Here is a 15,787-nt window from a genome sequence, read left to right on the forward strand (position 1 = left end):
CCGCTCCCCAGCAGCCCGGCCACCTCCGCCGGGGCCGCGCCCAGCAGCAGCCGCACCAGCGCCGAGGAACGGGCCGCGCCCGCCCCGCTCTGGTGCTCGCCGGTCAGCAGGGAGAGCAGTACGGCGGCGACGGAGGCGATGGTGTGGTCCGCCGGCTCGCGCCGCCGGGTGGCCACGCCGAGCACGAACCCGCTGCTGCCGCCCAGGGCGTAGGCGGCGAGCTGGGTGTCGCCGAGGGAGTCGGTGGCGGAGGCGGGGGCGTCCCTGGGGGCGTTCTCCGGGCCGGTGTCCGGCCGTACCACCGCCGTCAGCTTCCGCAACGCCTCCTGCGTCCCCGGTACCGGCGCGCGGCCCGCGCTCGCGATCGCCGTGCCGTCGGGGGCGTACAGGAGGGCGTGCGCGGCAAGGCGCTGGGCGAGCTGGCGCAGGACCGAGGGGACCGGGTCGGGTCGGGAGGCGGCGGCCGCGAGGCTCTGCTGGGCCTCCGTGACCCGGCGCAGCTCGGCGAGGCGGGCCTGCGCCATGAGCTGCCACACCGCGCGGGCCACCCCGGAGAACGTGGTCCGGGGCGGCACCTCCAGCAGCGGCAGCCCGTACGCCTCACAGGCGGCGACCAGCGCGCGCGGCACCGTGTCGTGCACCGGGGCCAGCCCGAAGCCGAGTGCGGCACCGCCCGCCGCGACGATCCGCGACACGTAGTCCTCGAAATAGTCCCCCGAGCTCTCGACTTCGCTCGAGCAGGGGGCGCCCCCCTCGGCCCCCGTCGCCTCCGGCACGTGCACCCCGGCCGTCAGCAGCAGCTCGCCGCCCAGCAGATACGGGTACGGGTCGGCCATCTCCGAGGTGTGCGCCCAGTGGATCACGGTGTCCGGGGCCGGGGGACCGGCGATCTGGCGCAGGCCCAGGTCCTCGCGGGCCAGCAGCGCGGAGAGCGGCACGGGCGGGGTCGGCGGGACGGACGGGGCGGTCGGCTCCGGCATGGTGTGCGTATCCTCCTGTCCACCCCGTTCATATGGATGAAACGTACACTTCGCAGTCGCTTTCCGGCCACCTATCGTCTAGCGGAACGGCAGCCGCGGGTACGGGCGGATGTCCCCGCGAACCGCTGCCGTCGACACCCCCACGCCAGAGCACGACACGCCACCGGACAAGCGCGCGAAGGAGGGCCCCAGCCCATGGCCGTCGACTACACAGTGATCGTCGTCTATCTCGCCGGGATGCTGGCCATGGGCTGGTGGGGCATGCGCCGCGCCAAGTCCAAGAGCGAGTTCCTGGTGGCCGGCCGCAGACTGGGCCCGGCCATGTACTCCGGCACCATGGCCGCCATCGTCCTCGGCGGCGCGTCCACCATCGGCGGGGTCGGCCTCGGCTACAAGTACGGCCTCTCCGGCGCCTGGATGGTCTTCACCATCGGCCTCGGCCTGCTCGCCCTGTCGGTGTTCTTCTCGGCCCGCATCGCCCGGCTGAAGGTCTACACCGTCTCCGAGATGCTGGACCTGCGCTACGGCGGCCGGGCCGGGGTCATCTCCGGCGTGGTCATGTGGGCGTACACCCTGATGCTGGCGGTCACCTCGACCATCGCCTACGCCACCATCTTCGACGTGCTGTTCGACATGAACCGCACCCTGGCGATCGTCCTCGGCGGCTCGATCGTCGTGGCGTACTCCACCCTCGGCGGCATGTGGTCGATCACGCTCACCGACATGGTGCAGTTCGTGGTGAAGACCATCGGCGTGCTGCTCCTGCTGCTGCCCATCGCCGTGGTCAAGGCGGGCGGCTTCTCGGGGATGAAGGCCAAGCTGCCGACCTCGTACTTCGACCCGCTGGGCATCGGCGGCGAGACGATCTTCACCTATGTGCTGATCTACACCTTCGGCATGCTGATCGGCCAGGACATCTGGCAGCGCGTGTTCACCGCCCGCGACGACCGCACCGCCAAGTGGGGCGGCACCGTGTCCGGCACGTACTGCCTGGTCTACGCGGTGGCCGGCTCGGTGATCGGCACCGCGGCCAAGGTGCTCTACCCCAAGCTCGCGAGCCCGGACGACGCCTTCGCGACCATCGTGAAGGACGAACTCCCCATCGGCGTCCGGGGTCTGGTGCTCGCCGCCGCCCTCGCCGCCGTGATGTCCACCTCCTCCGGCGCCCTGATCGCCTGCGCGACCGTCGCCAACAACGACATCTGGTCCCGGCTGCGGGGCATCGTCCGCCCCGGTGGCGAGGAGCACGACGAGGTGAAGGGCAACCGCATCTTCATCCTGATCATGGGACTCGCCGTGATCGGCACCGCCATCGCGCTGAACAACGTGGTCGAGGCGCTGACCGTCGCGTACAACCTGCTCGTGGGCGGGCTGCTGGTGCCGATCCTCGGCGGGCTGCTGTGGAAGCGCGGCACCGTGCAGGGCGCGCTCGCCGCCGTGATCGTCGGCGGCCTCGCGGTGATCGGCCTGATGGCGGGCTACGGCATCCTCGCCAACGAGCCCGTCTACTACGGCCTGCTCGCCTCCCTCGCCGCCTATCTGGTGGTCTCCCTGGCCACCAGGCCCACCGACGAACGCGTCCTCGCCGTCTGGCGCGACCGCCTCGCCGGCAAGTCCCCCGAACTCCCGTCCGAACCGGTCCCGGCTCACCAGTAGAGTCGTACGGAAAGCAGTACATGCGCGACTAAGCGCAAGGAAGAAGGCATTTCACGATGAGCAGCTCCGAGACGCCCCGCGGACCCGTCGACTCCTCCCGCGTCCCGCGCTACGCGGGCCCCGCGACCTTCGCCCGGCTGCCCCGGCTGGACGAGGTCGGCCGCGCGGACGTCGCCGTGGTCGGCGTGCCGTTCGACTCCGGCGTCTCGTACCGGCCGGGCGCCCGCTTCGGCGGCAACGCCATCCGCGAGGCGTCCCGGCTGCTGCGCCCGTACAACCCCGCGCAGGACGCCTCCCCCTTCGCCCTCGCGCAGGTCGCGGACGGCGGCGACATCGCGGTGAACCCGTTCAACATCAACGAGGCCGTCGACACCATCGAGGCCGCCGCCGACGACCTGCTCGGCACCGGCGCCCGCCTGATGACCCTGGGCGGCGACCACACCATCGCGCTGCCGCTGCTGCGAAGCGTCGCCAAGAAGCACGGCCCGGTCGCGCTGCTGCACTTCGACGCGCACCTCGACACCTGGGACACGTACTTCGGCGCCGAGTACACCCACGGCACGCCGTTCCGCCGCGCGGTGGAGGAGGGCATCCTCGACACCGAGGCGCTGTCCCACGTCGGCACCCGCGGCCCGCTGTACGGCAAGCAGGACCTCACCGACGACGAGAAGATGGGCTTCGGCATCGTCACCTCGGCCGACGTCTACCGCCGGGGCGCGGACGAGGTCGCCGACCAGCTCCGCCAGCGCATCGGGGACCGCCCGCTGTACATCTCCATCGACATCGACTGCCTCGACCCGGCCCACGCCCCCGGCACCGGCACCCCCGAGGCGGGCGGCATGACCTCCCGCGAGCTGCTGGAGATCCTGCGCGGGCTCGCCTCGTGCAACCTGGTCTCGGCGGACGTGGTCGAGGTCGCCCCCGCGTACGACCACGCCGAGATCACCTCGGTCGCGGCCTCGCACACGGCGTACGAACTCACCACCATCATGAGCCGTCAGATCGCGGCGGCCCGGAAGGACGCGTAAGCGACGTGACGCACGACCACGACCTGGAACTCCGCCCGACCGAGGAGCAGACGGAGGCGGCCCTGAATCCCCCGCCGGGGCGCAACGGCGGCGACCTGGTCGTGGAGACGCTGGCCGGGCTGGGCGCGACGACCGTCTTCGGCCTGCCCGGCCAGCACGCGCTCGGCATGTTCGACGCGCTGCGCCGCTCCTCGCTGCGCTACGTCGGCCTGCGCGTGGAGAACAACGCGGGCTTCGCGGCGGACGCGTACGGCCGGATCACCGGGGAGGCGGCGCCGCTGCTGCTCTCCACCGGGCCGGGCGCGCTGACCTCGCTGGCCGCGCTGCAGGAGGCGGCGTCGGCGTCGGCGCCGGTCCTGGCGATCAGCAGCCAGATCCCCACGGCGGGGCTCGGTGGTGGTCGGCACGGTTATCTGCACGAACTCCCGGATCAGTCCGCGTCGTTCCGGGGCGTGGTGAAGTCGGTTCACACGGTGCGCTCGCAGTCGCAGATCCCGTCGGCCGTCGCGGAGGCGTGGCGCTCCGCGCTGACGGCCCCGCACGGTCCGGTGTGGGTGGAGATCCCGCAGGACGTGCTGCTCGCGGAGACCTCGCTGCCGGTGGTGACGGCCCCGGACGCGGTCCCCGGGGAACTCGCCCCGCGCGTCGAACTCACTGCGGTGGCGGCCGACTTGCTGTCCCGCGCCGAGCGCCCGGCGATCATCGCGGGCGGCGGAGTCGTGCGGTCCGACGCCTCGGGCAAGCTGCGGCAGCTGGCGGAGAAGCTGGACGCCCCCGTGGTGACCACCTTCGGCGGCAAGGGCGCCTTCCCTTGGGAGCACCCGCTGTCCCTCCAGTCCTGGCTGGAGGACCGGTACATGACCGACCTGCTGGAGGACGCGGACGTCCTGCTGGTGGTCGGGTCGGGGCTCGGTGAACTCTCCTCGAACTACCACACGTTCAAGCCGCGCGGCCGGGTCGTCCAGATCGAGGCCGACCTCGGCAAGCTGGAGTCCAACCACCCGGCGCTGGGCATCCACGCGGACGCCCGCCTCGCGCTCCAGGCGCTGCTGGAGACGGTGTCCGAGCGGACCGACGCCACGGCGCCGGAGCGGGTGCGGGACGTGCTCGGCCGTATCGCCGGCCGGATCGCCGGGCAGGAACTCACGCTGGAGCAGGACGTGCTGGCGTCCGTGCGCCGGGCGCTCCCGGCCGGCTCGCCGTCCTTCTGGGACATGACGATCCTCGCCTACTGGGCCTGGTCCGCCTTCGACCCGCGTGGCGCCAACACCATGCACTCCGCCCAGGGCGCGGGCGGCCTCGGCTACGGCTTCCCGGCGGCGCTCGGCGCGGCGGCGGCCGACCCGACCCGCCCCGTCCTCGCCGTCTCCGGCGACGGGGGCGCGCTGTACTCCATCGCGGAGCTGGCGACGGCTCGCCAGTACGACCTCCCGGTCACGTGGCTCATCGTCGACGACGGCGGCTACGGCATCCTCCGCGAGTACATGACCGACGCCTTCGGCCAGGCCACGGCGACGGAACTGACCCGCCCGGACTACGTGGCGCTGGCCGAGTCCTTCGGGGTGCCGGGCGTGCGTACGAGCCCCGAGACCCTGGAGGCGGACCTGACGAAGGCGCTGGCGACGCCCGGTCCTTCGGTGGTCGTGCTCCCCGCGGTCCTGCGGATGTTCGCGCCGACCCACCTGGGCTGACCGGCCGCGCCGGACGCCGGACAGCGGTGAACTTCCCCCGTGCGGGGGCAGGTTCACCGCTGTCGTGCGTCTACCAGATCGCGTCGACCCATTCCGGGTGGTCGATGAACGGGTTGCGGTTGTGCTGGTAGGTGTCGTAGATGACCTGGTTGCGCTTCTCCTCGAAGGCGCTCGGCGGGTCCTCGTCGTTCCACTGCTTGAGGACCGACAGTTTGCCGATGTACGGGTTGCTGCCGTTGCCGACCTTCTCGTTGGGCTCCAGGTCGGCGAAGCCGTCGCCCCCGTCGTAGCGGACCGCCATGTAGAGGATCATGCGGGCCACGTCGCCCTTGTCCGCGTCGCGCGGCTCGAAGGAGTCCGAGTCGGTGAGGCTGCCGCCCCCGCCGCTGACCGCACTGCCGCCGTCGTCGAAGTCCTTGTTGCCGCGGATGCTGTTGACCTGTACGTCCGCGGGACGCAGGTGGTGCAGGTCGGTGCCGGGACCGGTCACCTCGCCGAAGTCGCCGTGCGACTTGGCCCACACGTGCTCGCGGTTCCAGTCGCCGGTGCTGCCGCCGCTGAGGGTCTTGGCGCGCGAGACGCCGCTGTAGAGCAGGATCACGTTGCTGCTGTTGTTCGGGTCCTGGTCGGTGACCTTCAGCGCGTCCCAGACCGCCGAGTACGAGATCTTGCTCTGGCTGCTGATGATGGTGTGCAGCGAGGACTTGAGGCTCGCGCCCGTCTTGCCGACGGCGTTCTTGTAGTACGTGCTGTCGTACGAGGTCGTCGTCGCGCTCGCCGGGGAGGCGATCGCCGTGGGCAGGGTGAGGCCGACGAGCAGGGCCGAAACGGCCAGTGCCGGGGCCTTCCAGCGGTGCATGTGCGTCACGGTCATGTGGGGGCCGATCTACGCGGGTTGATTGAGTCGACAACCAGAGAGTGACATGGACATGCGTAAATGGCGGTGAAGAGGACGTGACCGTTGTGTGTCGAGACCCGGCAAGTCGGCTGTCATGAGCGCCGTTTGGCGGACGGTGGCCGGCTGTCCCTGCGGGTAGCGTCTCAGCGCCCGGAGGAACGGCTCGCACTGACCGTCGAGACCGACGCGACCCTCACCCTGCGCAGCCCGGCCGGGCGCTCGACGGCCGGGCAGACCTGGGCGAGCCGGGGCGGCGACTCCGGGAACATATGGCTGACATCCTCGGCGAGCCGGCCGCCGCCCACGGCGTCACACCCCGGCCGCCGCGTCGAGCAGCACCTGTGCCAGCTCGCGCGGCCGGGAGAACATCGGCCAGTGGCCGGTGTCCATGCGGACCAGCCGCCAGTGGCCGCCGGCCACCAACTGGGCCACATCGTCGTCGGGTTCTTCCCCGTCGGGTGCGCAGAGGACGTAGGTCGCCTTCAGGGCGCCGAGCGGTCCGGACAGTGCGGCGGGCTCGGTCAGGGTGCGGCCCGGGTGGGGCGTGGAGTGGGCCACGATCCGGGCGATCTGCTGCTCGGTGAGGTCATGACCCTCGAAGTGGGAGGCGGGGGCGGGCGGCCAGAAACCGTCGTTCCGGGCCAGGGACGCCTCGATGTCCGGCCACGGCCCGGCGAAGGACTCGCCGTCGGCCGGGACGCTGGAGTCGAGGAACACGGTGTGCGCCAGGCGGTCCCCGATCCGCTCCGCGGCCTGGCCGACCGGGACACCGGCGTAGCTGTGTCCCACGAGGACCACCTCGCGCAGATCCAGCCGCAGGACCTCGTCGACGATGTCCTGCACGTGCGTCTGCTGCCCGGCCGGGACGCCCCGCTTCTCGGCGAGGCCGGAGAGCGTCAGCGGATGGGCGCCATGACCGGCTTCCCGCAGGTGCGGTACGACGTCGTCCCAGGCCCATGAGCCCAGGCGGGCGCCCGGTACGAGTATGAAGTTGACCATGGGGGCACGGTAGCGGCGTTCCCGGGCGCTGGGGCCTTGCCTGCGGGGCAGCCCGGCTCGGGTTCGGGGCGCCCTGCGGTCAACGCCGGCGGGATCGACCCACACCTCCACGAACACCAGTGCAACCCTCCCCCCTCCCCAAGAGTCAATCCGTGCATGACGCACCGGATATCACCCCGCGCCCGTAAGGGTGCGCTCGCCGCTGTTCTGGGCGGAGCGCTGCTCGTGCCCATCGTCGGGGCCGCCCCCGCCTCCGCCGCCACCGCGGTGAGCTGTACCTCCGCCAAGTCGGGCCTCGCCGCCAAGCTGAGCAAGGACATCACCGCCGCGCTCGCCAACCGCAAGGGCAGCGTCGCGCTCGGGGTGTACGAGGCGGGCACGAAGACGACGTGCACACTGCGGGCGACCAGTTCGTACGACTCCGCCAGCACCGTCAAGGTCACCGTGCTGGCGACCCTGTTGTGGGACGCGAAGAAGCACAACCGGTATCTGACCAGCACCGAGGCCTCGCTGGCCACGGCGATGATCACGAAGTCGGACAACACCGCGACCAGCAAGCTGTGGAAGCAGCTCGGCGCGACGAAGGTCAAGAGCTTCCTCACGGCCGCCGGGATGACGAAGACGACGCCGGGTGCGAACGGCTACTGGGGCCTGACCCAGATCAACGTCACCGACGAGCAGAAGCTGCTCAAGCTCGTCACCGCCAAGAACTCCGTGCTGAGCGACAACTCCCGTGCGTACATCCTGAAGTTGATGGGCAAGGTCATCTCGTCCCAGCGCTGGGGCACCCCCGCTGGCGCCCCCTCCACCGTCGCCGTGCACGTCAAGAACGGCTGGCTGCAGCGCTCCACCCACGGCTGGCGAGTCCACAGCCTCGGCACCTTCAACGGTGGCGGCCACGACTACACGATCACCGTGCTGACCCAGGACAACAGCACGATGGACTACGGCGTCACCACCATCCAGAGTGTCGCCAAGGCCATCCACAAGGACCTGGTCCCCACCACCGCCAAGACGTCCCTGTACGTACCCACCAGCACCCCCCGCGAGGCGTTCGTCGCGACCCCGCCGCAGGGCTGATCCTTCACCCGGCGCTGTCCCGCCGGTCACCGTGCACGTCCTACGGTGACCGGCATGCGCACCGTGCTCGCGGCCCTCGCCGCCGCCACCCTCGCCGCCACCGGCACCGCGAACGCCGACACCCCGCGAAAACACGCCTGTTCGGCCTCCGTCGCCATCGACGGCTTCTCCGACGCCCTCGACAAGACCACCTACGACGGCACCTACGTCGGTAACCTCTCCGCCCTCGCCGTCGACCGCGACGGTTCACTCGCCGCGCTCTCGGACCGGTCCACCCTGTTCCGGCTGGACGCGAAGGGTCCGACCGCAGCCGTGACGCTCCCCGGCGACCTCGATTCCGAGGGGCTCGCCATCGACCGGGACGGCAGCAGACTGGTCACCTCCGAGACCGAGCCCTCCGTACGCCGCTACTCCCGCGAGGGCAAGCTCCTGGAGCGGCTCCCCGTCCCGCCGGACCTCCGAGTCGCCCCCGCCGGCCGCGCCACCGCCAACCAGACCTTCGAGGGCCTCACCCTCCTCCCCGGCGGCCGCACCCTCCTCGCCTCCATGGAGTACGCCCTCGCCGGCGACACCCCCGGCACCGTCCGCTTCCAGACCTGGACGCGGGACCACGGCCGCTTCCGCCTCGGCGCGCAGTACGCGTACCGCACCGACGACCCCCGTCTGGGCGTGCCCGAGGTGCAGGCCACCCCCGACGGGCGCCTCCTCGTACTGGAGCGCGGCTTCGAGGCGGGCGTCGGCAACACCGTCCGGCTGAACCTCGCGGACCCGGGCCACGCCACCGACACGTCCCGCGTCGAGCACCTCACCGGGCAGCCCGGAGTCCGGGCCCTCCGCAAGACCCGGCTCGCGGACCTGGCCGACTGCCCCGCCCTCGGTGCGACCGCCCGCCAGCCCCAGCCCAACCCGCTGCTGGACAACGTCGAGGGGATGACCGTCACGGGCGGCGGCCGCAAGGCCCTCGAGGTGCTCCTGGTCAGCGACGACAACCAGAACCCGGCCCAGACGACCCGCCTGTACCGCCTCCGCGTCCGTCTCGGCTGAGACTCCCGTCCGCGTTCCAGTCCGAAGGAATCTCCGCGGTCAGCCCCAGCGCCCGCGCCCGCTCCTCCACATGCCGCCGGATCGCGTCGTGCGGATCGCGCCGCCCCCGCCCCACCGCGTGGATCGCCCGCCGCAGATCCTCCGCGCCGTGCAGGTCCGCCGGCCGGACCGGGTAGCCGCCGTCCGGGAGCGACCACCCCTTCGAGGCGCAGTACCGCCGGGCCGCCGCGTCCAGGTCGGCCGCGTCCGGCACGTCGATGTTGCCCTTGTCCATGACCGCCTCCAGCGCAGAGTCCGTACGACGCGACGCATTCCAGCACAAACCCGGACGCGCCGCCCGCCGGGCGGCACACCCCCGCCCGGAATACCCCCATGCACCCTCGTGTTTGTGCCTCACGGAAGATCAGGCAGAGCGACGGAGGACACCCGCGTGGGACCGCAACGAGGATGGGCGCGACGACTGGCGGGATACGCCTGGCGCCATCCGAAGGACGTCGTCCTGGCGCTGGGCGCCTCTCTGGGCGGGATGGCCGTCATGGCCGTGGTCCCGCTGATCACCAAGGTGATCATCGACGACGTGATCGGCGACCACACCCGCGACATGGCCCCCTGGGCCGGCGCCCTGATCGCCGCCGCCCTGCTGATCTACGCCCTCACCTACGTCCGCCGCTACTACGGCGGCCGGCTCGCCCTGGACGTCCAGCACGACCTCCGTACCGGGATGTACGACACGATCACCCGGCTCGACGGCCGCCGTCAGGACGAGCTGTCCACCGGGCAGGTCGTCGGCCGTGCCACCAGCGACCTCCAGCTCATCCAGGGGCTGCTGTTCATGCTCCCGATGACCATCGGGAACGTCCTGCTCTTCCTGATCTCGCTCGGCATCATGGCCTGGCTGTCGCCCCCGCTGACCCTGGTCGCGCTCGCCGTCGCCCCCGCCCTCGGCTGGATCGCCCGCCGCAGCCGGACCCGGCTGCACCCCGCCACCTGGTACGCCCAGGCCCAGGCCGCCGCCGTCGCGGGCGTGGTCGACGGCGCGGTGAGCGGCGTACGCGTGGTGAAGGGGTTCGGGCAGGAGGAGCAGGAGACCGGGAAGCTGCGCGAGGTCGGCCGCAGGCTGTTCGCGGGACGGCTGCGCACCATCCGGCTGAACAGCAGGTACACCCCCGCCCTCCAGGCCGTCCCGGCGCTCGGCCAGGTCGCGATGCTGGCCCTCGGCGGCTGGCTGGCGGTCCGCGGGCACATCACACTCGGCACCTTCGTCGCCTTCTCCACCTACCTCGCCCAGCTCGTCGGCCCGGTCCGGATGCTCGCCGTGGTCCTCACCGTCGGCCAGCAGGCCCGCGCGGGCACCGAGCGCGTCCTGGAGCTGATCGACACCGAGCCGTCCCTGAAGGACGGCACCAAGACCCTCCCCGCCGACGCCCCCGCCTCCGTCGAGTTCGACGACGTCTCCTTCGGCTACGACCCGCAGCGGCCGGTCCTCGACGGGCTCAGCCTGGAGATCCGCCCCGGCGAGACCCTGGCCGTCGTCGGCTCCTCCGGCTCCGGCAAGTCCACCCTCTCCCTGCTGCTGCCGCGCTTCTACGACGTCACCCACGGCGCCGTCCTGGTCGGCGGCCACGACGTGCGCGAGCTGACGCTGGACTCGCTGCGCGCCGCGATCGGCCTGGTCCCCGAGGACTCCTTCCTGTTCTCCGCCACCGTCCGCGAGAACATCGCGTACGGCCGTCCCGACGCCACCCAGGACGAGATCGAGGCCGCCGCCCGCGCCGCCCAGGCCGACCGGTTCGTCCGCGAACTGCCCGAGGGGTACGACACCAAGGTCGGCGAGCACGGTCTGACCCTCTCCGGCGGCCAGCGCCAGCGCCTCGCGCTCGCCCGCGCCCTGCTCACCGACCCCCGCCTGCTGGTGCTGGACGACGCCACCTCGGCGGTGGACGTACGGGTCGAGCACGAGATCCACGAGGCGCTGGCCCACGTCATGGCGGGCCGCACCACCCTGCTCATCGCACACCGCCGCTCCACCCTCAGCCTCGCCGACCGCATCGCCGTGCTGGACGGCGGCCGCCTGGTCGACATCGGCACCGACGAGGAACTCCAGGAGCGCTGTCCGCTCTACCGCAGGCTGCTCACCGACCCCGACGAACTGGGCGCCCACTCGCCGGGCCACGCCCGCCCGGCCGAGCAGGCCGAGGACACCTCGGTACGCGAGGAGCTGGACGCCGAGTTCGACGCCGAGCGCGGAGTCACCCCCCGGCTGTGGACCGGCGACCGCACGCCGCGGGAGCAGACCCTCTCCGGCACCCCGGCCACCCCCGAACTGCTCGCCCAGGTGGAGGCGCTGCCCCCGGCCACCGACACCCCGGACGTGGACGAGGCACGCGCGGTCCGCGCCGAGGACTCCTACGGGCTGCGCCGCCTGTTGCACGGCTTCGGGCGCCCCCTGCTGGTCAGCCTGGCGCTGGTCGCCGTCGACGCGGGCTCCGGCCTGCTGCTGCCGGTGCTCATCCGGCACGGCATCGACGAGGGCGTGACCCGTACCGCCCTCGGCGCGGTCTGGGCGGCCTCCCTGCTCGGCCTGCTCACCGTGCTGGTGCAGTGGACGGCGCAGTACGGCGAGACCCGGATGACCGGCCGCACCGGCGAGCGGGTGCTGTACGCGCTGCGGCTGAAGATCTTCACCCAGCTCCAGCGGCTCGGCCTGGACTACTACGAGCGCGAGCTGACCGGCCGGATCATGACCCGGATGACCACGGACGTGGACGCGCTGTCCACGTTCCTGCAGACCGGCCTGGTCACCGCGTTCGTCTCGGTCGTCACCTTCTTCGGCATCATGGGCGTCCTGCTGGTGCTGGACGTCCAGCTCGCGCTGGTCGTGTTCGCCACGCTGCCCCCGCTGATCCTCGCCACCTTCTTCTTCCGCCGGGCCAGTGTGAAGGCGTACGAGCTGGCGCGGGAGCGGGTGTCGGTGGTCAACGCCGACCTCCAGGAGTCGGTGGCGGGCCTGAGGATCGTGCAGGCGTTCCGCCGCGAGCGGGACGGCGGGCGCCGGTTCGCCGAGCGCAGCGACTCCTACCGGCAGGCCCGTATCCGGGCCAGTGGCTGATCTCCGTCTACTTCCCCTTCGTGCAGCTCCTGTCCTCGGTCGCGGCCGCCGCCGTGCTGATCTCGGGCGCCGGGCGGGTGGAGGCGGCCACGCTGACCACGGGCGCGCTGGTGGCCTACCTGCTCTACATCGACCTGTTCTTCGCCCCGGTGCAGCAGTTGTCCCAGGTCTTCGACGGTTACCAGCAGGCCACCGTCTCGCTGGGCCGCATCCAGGAGCTGCTGCGCGAACCGGCCTCCACCGGGGCCGCCCACGCCCCGCTGGAGGTGCTCTCGCTGCGCGGTGACATCGCCTTCGAGGACGTGTCCTTCGCGTACGGCGACGAGGAGGAGGCGCTCACCGGGATCGACCTCGCCATCCCGGCCGGGCAGACCGTGGCGTTCGTCGGCGAGACCGGCGCGGGCAAGTCGACCCTGGTCAAGCTGGTCGCACGGTTCTACGACCCGACCTCGGGCCGGGTCACCGCCGACGGCACCGATCTGCGCGCGCTCGACCTCACCTCGTACCGGCACCGGCTCGGGGTGGTGCCGCAGGAGGCGTACCTGTTCCCCGGCACGGTCCGGGACGCCATCGCGTACGGGCGGCCGGACGCCACCGACGCCGAGGTGGAGGCGGCCGCGCGGGCCGTCGGCGCGCACGAGATGATCGCCACCCTCGACGGCGGCTATCTGCACGAGGTCGCCGAGCGCGGCCGCAACCTCTCGGCCGGGCAGCGCCAGCTCATCGCGCTGGCCCGCGCCGAGCTGGTCGACCCCGACGTGCTGCTGCTGGACGAGGCGACCGCCGCGCTGGACCTGGCCACCGAGGCGCAGGTCAACCAGGCCACCGACCGGCTCGCGGGCCGCCGTACCACCCTGGTGGTGGCACACCGGCTGACCACGGCCGCCCGTGCCGACCGGGTCGTGGTGATGGAGCACGGCCGGATCGTGGAGGACGGCCACCACACCGAACTCCTCGCCCGCGACGGCCGGTACGCCGACATGTGGCGGACCTTCATCGGCCAGTCGGAGCCGGAGGAGCCGGTCGGCGTCACCTCCTGAGGGGCAGGCAGCCGGGGGCCGCGCAACCATCCGGCACACCTGAAGCGTCCGTACATCAGTACGTAGATCGCAAAAGTGTGCCCATGGGGCGGGGAAGGACGAGCGGTGGACGGTGGGGCGATACGGCGGTGGGCGGCACTCGGCGCGGCCGCGCTGTCCCTGTCCGGGGCGTTCGCCCTCGCGGCCCCCGGCACCGCCGAGGCGGCGGCGAGCGGACGGTGCGCGGGACGCGAGGTGCGCACGCTGCCGTTCCGCACCGGCACCGTCCACCTCTACCGGAGCAACGGCTACGTGTGCGCCACCACGGTCGCCAAGAAGTCCGGCTCCGGCATCCTCCTGGTCAGCGTGCAGGCGCGCGGCAACCGGCCGGTGACCGACCAGGGCCGCTACAAGCACCACGCCGGACCGGTGACCGTCCACGCCGGGCACCGGTGCGTCAAGGTGCGCGGAGCGGCCGGCCGGGGCACCGTCGCCTCCGGCTGGATTCTGTGCTGATCGCGCGAACCGGCCAATCTTCTCTGGTGTGAAGGCAGTTGCTCGGATAGCTTCCGGCGGACATCTGTCTCACAGGGGAGAGTGCGCATGCGCAAGGCGCTGAGATGGCTGCTGGCGCTCACGGTGCTCATCGGCACACTGGGCACGGCGGGCACAGCGGGGGCGGCCACCACCGCACCGCCGGCACCCACGGACATCAAGGACCGGCTGCTGGCGATACCCGGCGTCAGCCTGGTGGAGGAGAAGCCGTACACCGGCTACCGCTACTTCGTCCTGAACTTCACCCAGCCGGTCGACCACCGGCACCCGGACCGGGGCACCTTCCAGCAGCGGATCACCGTGCTGCACAAGGACGTCAGCCGCCCGACCGTCTTCTACACCGGCGGCTACAACGTCTCCACCACACCGTCCCGCCGCGAACCCACCCAGATCGTGGACGGCAACCAGGTCTCGCTGGAGTACCGCTTCTTCACCCCGTCCCGCCCGGCCCCGGCCGACTGGTCCAAGCTGGACATCTGGCAGGCGGCGAGCGACCAGCACCGCGTCTTCGAGGCGCTGAAGCCGCTGTACTCCGGCAACTGGCTTGCCACCGGCGGCTCCAAGGGCGGCATGACGGCCACCTACTACGAGCGCTTCTACCCCCGCGACATGGACGGCGTGGTCGCCTACGTCGCCCCCAACGACGTGGTCAACAACGAGGACTCGGCCTACGACCGCTTCTTCGAGCGCGTCGGCACCAAGGAGTGCCGCGACAAGCTGAACGCCGTCCAGCGCGAGGCGCTCGTCCGCCGCAAGCCGCTGGAGCAGCGGTACGCCCAGTACGCCGCCGACAACGGCTACACCTTCACCACCATCGGCTCCCTGGACAAGGCGTACGAGGCCGTCGTCCTGGACTACGTGTGGGGCTTCTGGCAGTACAGCGGCCTCGCCGACTGCGACTCGATCCCGTCCGGCGCCGCCACCGCGACCGACGACGCGATCTGGGACTCGGTCGACACCATCTCCGGCTTCTCCGCCTACACCGACCAGGGTCTCGAGCAGTACACGCCGTACTACTACCAGGCGGGCACCCAGCTCGGCGCGCCCACCATCCACTTCCCGCACATCGAGCGGAAGCTGATCCGCTACGGCTACCAGCCGCCGCGCAACTTCGTGCCCCGCTCCATCCCGATGCGCTTCCAGCCCGGCGCCATGCGGGACGTGGACAACTGGGTCCGGCACGACGCCCGGCACATGCTCTTCGTGTACGGCCAGAACGACCCGTGGGGCTCGGAGCGCTTCCGCCCCGGCGCGGGCGCCCGTGACTCCTACGTGTTCACCGCGCCCGGCATGAACCACGGCGCGAACGTCGCCGGGCTCGTCGCCGACGAGCGGGCCTTCGCCACCGCCCGCATCCTCAAGTGGGCCGGGGTGGCGTCCCCGGCGGTCCAGGCCGACCCGTCGGCGGCGAAGCCGCTGGCCCGGTTCGACGGCCGGCTGGACGTACGGGACGTGGAGCGCGAGCCCGCGCTGCGCCCGTAGGACAGGCGGGGGAGGGGGCGCCGGATCTCGTCCGGCGCCCCCTTCGCCGTTCACGGCCGCGGTGGGTGATGCCCCGTGAGTTCCCTTGACGGAAAGAAACTTCCCGGATATTGGTGACTTCCGAAAGTTTCCTTCAGCGGTTCTCTCCTCCGGAAGGGGCGCACGTGCACCACACCAGCACGGGAAGCACGGGAAACACCACGGGACCCTCCAGACGGTCCCTGTTCGCGAGCGCGGCCGGCCTCG

11 protein-coding genes and 1 pseudogene are annotated in these 15,787 nt (G+C 71.9%); 8 read left to right on the plus strand and 4 right to left on the minus strand.

The window, feature by feature from the left end; all coding sequences use genetic code 11:
• Window positions 1-980: PucR family transcriptional regulator ligand-binding domain-containing protein (locus GT030_RS02545; RefSeq protein WP_202459601.1), on the minus strand; the 980-nt coding region annotated here is incomplete at its 3' end.
• 195 nt (window positions 981-1,175) lie between these two features.
• Between GT030_RS02545 and GT030_RS02550 the strand changes: the two genes are divergently transcribed.
• Genes GT030_RS02550 through GT030_RS02560 form a run of 3 tightly spaced genes read left to right on the plus strand, consistent with a single transcriptional unit; the run spans window position 1,176 to window position 5,355 of the window.
• The gene (locus GT030_RS02550) at window positions 1,176-2,636 is read left to right on the plus strand and encodes a sodium:solute symporter (RefSeq protein WP_161199617.1); all 1,461 of its coding nucleotides are present in this window, start codon (window positions 1,176-1,178) and stop codon (window positions 2,634-2,636) included.
• Window positions 2,637-2,692: 56 nt separating this feature from the next.
• Entirely contained in the window at window positions 2,693-3,664 is a 972-nt protein-coding gene (gene speB, locus GT030_RS02555; protein ID WP_086691293.1) for an agmatinase, read from the plus strand.
• Window positions 3,665-3,669: 5 nt separating this feature from the next.
• Window positions 3,670-5,355 carry a thiamine pyrophosphate-binding protein gene (locus tag GT030_RS02560; protein ID WP_161199618.1) on the plus strand — a complete coding sequence of 562 codons (1,686 nt, stop codon included), beginning with the start codon at window positions 3,670-3,672 and terminating at the stop codon, window positions 5,353-5,355.
• A gap of 70 nt (window positions 5,356-5,425) precedes the next feature.
• Here the strand turns inward: GT030_RS02560 and GT030_RS02565 are convergent, their stop codons facing one another.
• Together GT030_RS02565 and GT030_RS02570 are read right to left on the minus strand one after the other, a co-directional pair.
• On the minus strand, window positions 5,426-6,229 hold the full coding sequence (locus tag GT030_RS02565) for an endonuclease (protein ID WP_161199619.1): 804 nt from the start codon (window positions 6,227-6,229) through the stop codon (window positions 5,426-5,428).
• A gap of 333 nt (window positions 6,230-6,562) precedes the next feature.
• Window positions 6,563-7,252 (minus strand): alpha/beta hydrolase, encoded by a 690-nt coding sequence (locus tag GT030_RS02570; protein ID WP_161199620.1) that lies wholly within the window; start codon window positions 7,250-7,252, stop codon window positions 6,563-6,565.
• Between the two features lie 156 nt (window positions 7,253-7,408).
• Here GT030_RS02570 and GT030_RS02575 point away from each other — a divergent pair, with 156 nt between their 5' ends.
• Window positions 7,409-8,332 (plus strand): serine hydrolase, encoded by a 924-nt coding sequence (locus tag GT030_RS02575; protein ID WP_161199621.1) that lies wholly within the window; start codon window positions 7,409-7,411, stop codon window positions 8,330-8,332.
• 54 nt (window positions 8,333-8,386) lie between these two features.
• Entirely contained in the window at window positions 8,387-9,376 is a 990-nt protein-coding gene (locus tag GT030_RS02580) for an esterase-like activity of phytase family protein (RefSeq protein ID WP_161199622.1), read from the plus strand.
• Here GT030_RS02580 and GT030_RS02585 read toward each other — a convergent pair.
• Entirely contained in the window at window positions 9,309-9,650 is a 342-nt protein-coding gene (locus GT030_RS02585) for a hypothetical protein (protein ID WP_161199623.1), read from the minus strand. The genes GT030_RS02580 and GT030_RS02585 overlap by 68 nt on opposite strands.
• 156 nt (window positions 9,651-9,806) lie before the next feature.
• Between GT030_RS02585 and GT030_RS02590 the strand changes: the two are divergent.
• The 3 genes and pseudogenes from GT030_RS02590 (at window position 9,807) to GT030_RS02600 (ending at window position 15,541) form a co-directional block, all read left to right on the plus strand.
• A pseudogene (locus tag GT030_RS02590) lies at window positions 9,807-13,525 on the plus strand (ABC transporter ATP-binding protein).
• 105 nt (window positions 13,526-13,630) lie between these two features.
• Complete coding sequence (locus GT030_RS02595) at window positions 13,631-14,020, plus strand: hypothetical protein (protein ID WP_161199624.1); 390 nt, start codon at window positions 13,631-13,633, stop codon at window positions 14,018-14,020.
• A gap of 87 nt (window positions 14,021-14,107) precedes the next feature.
• On the plus strand, window positions 14,108-15,541 hold the full coding sequence (locus tag GT030_RS02600; RefSeq protein WP_161199625.1) for a S28 family serine protease: 1,434 nt from the start codon (window positions 14,108-14,110) through the stop codon (window positions 15,539-15,541).
• Window positions 15,542-15,787 lie beyond the last annotated feature (246 nt).

This window comes from Streptomyces sp. SID1328 (genome assembly GCF_009865595.1).
Lineage (GTDB): Bacteria > Actinomycetota > Actinomycetes > Streptomycetales > Streptomycetaceae > Streptomyces > Streptomyces griseoluteus.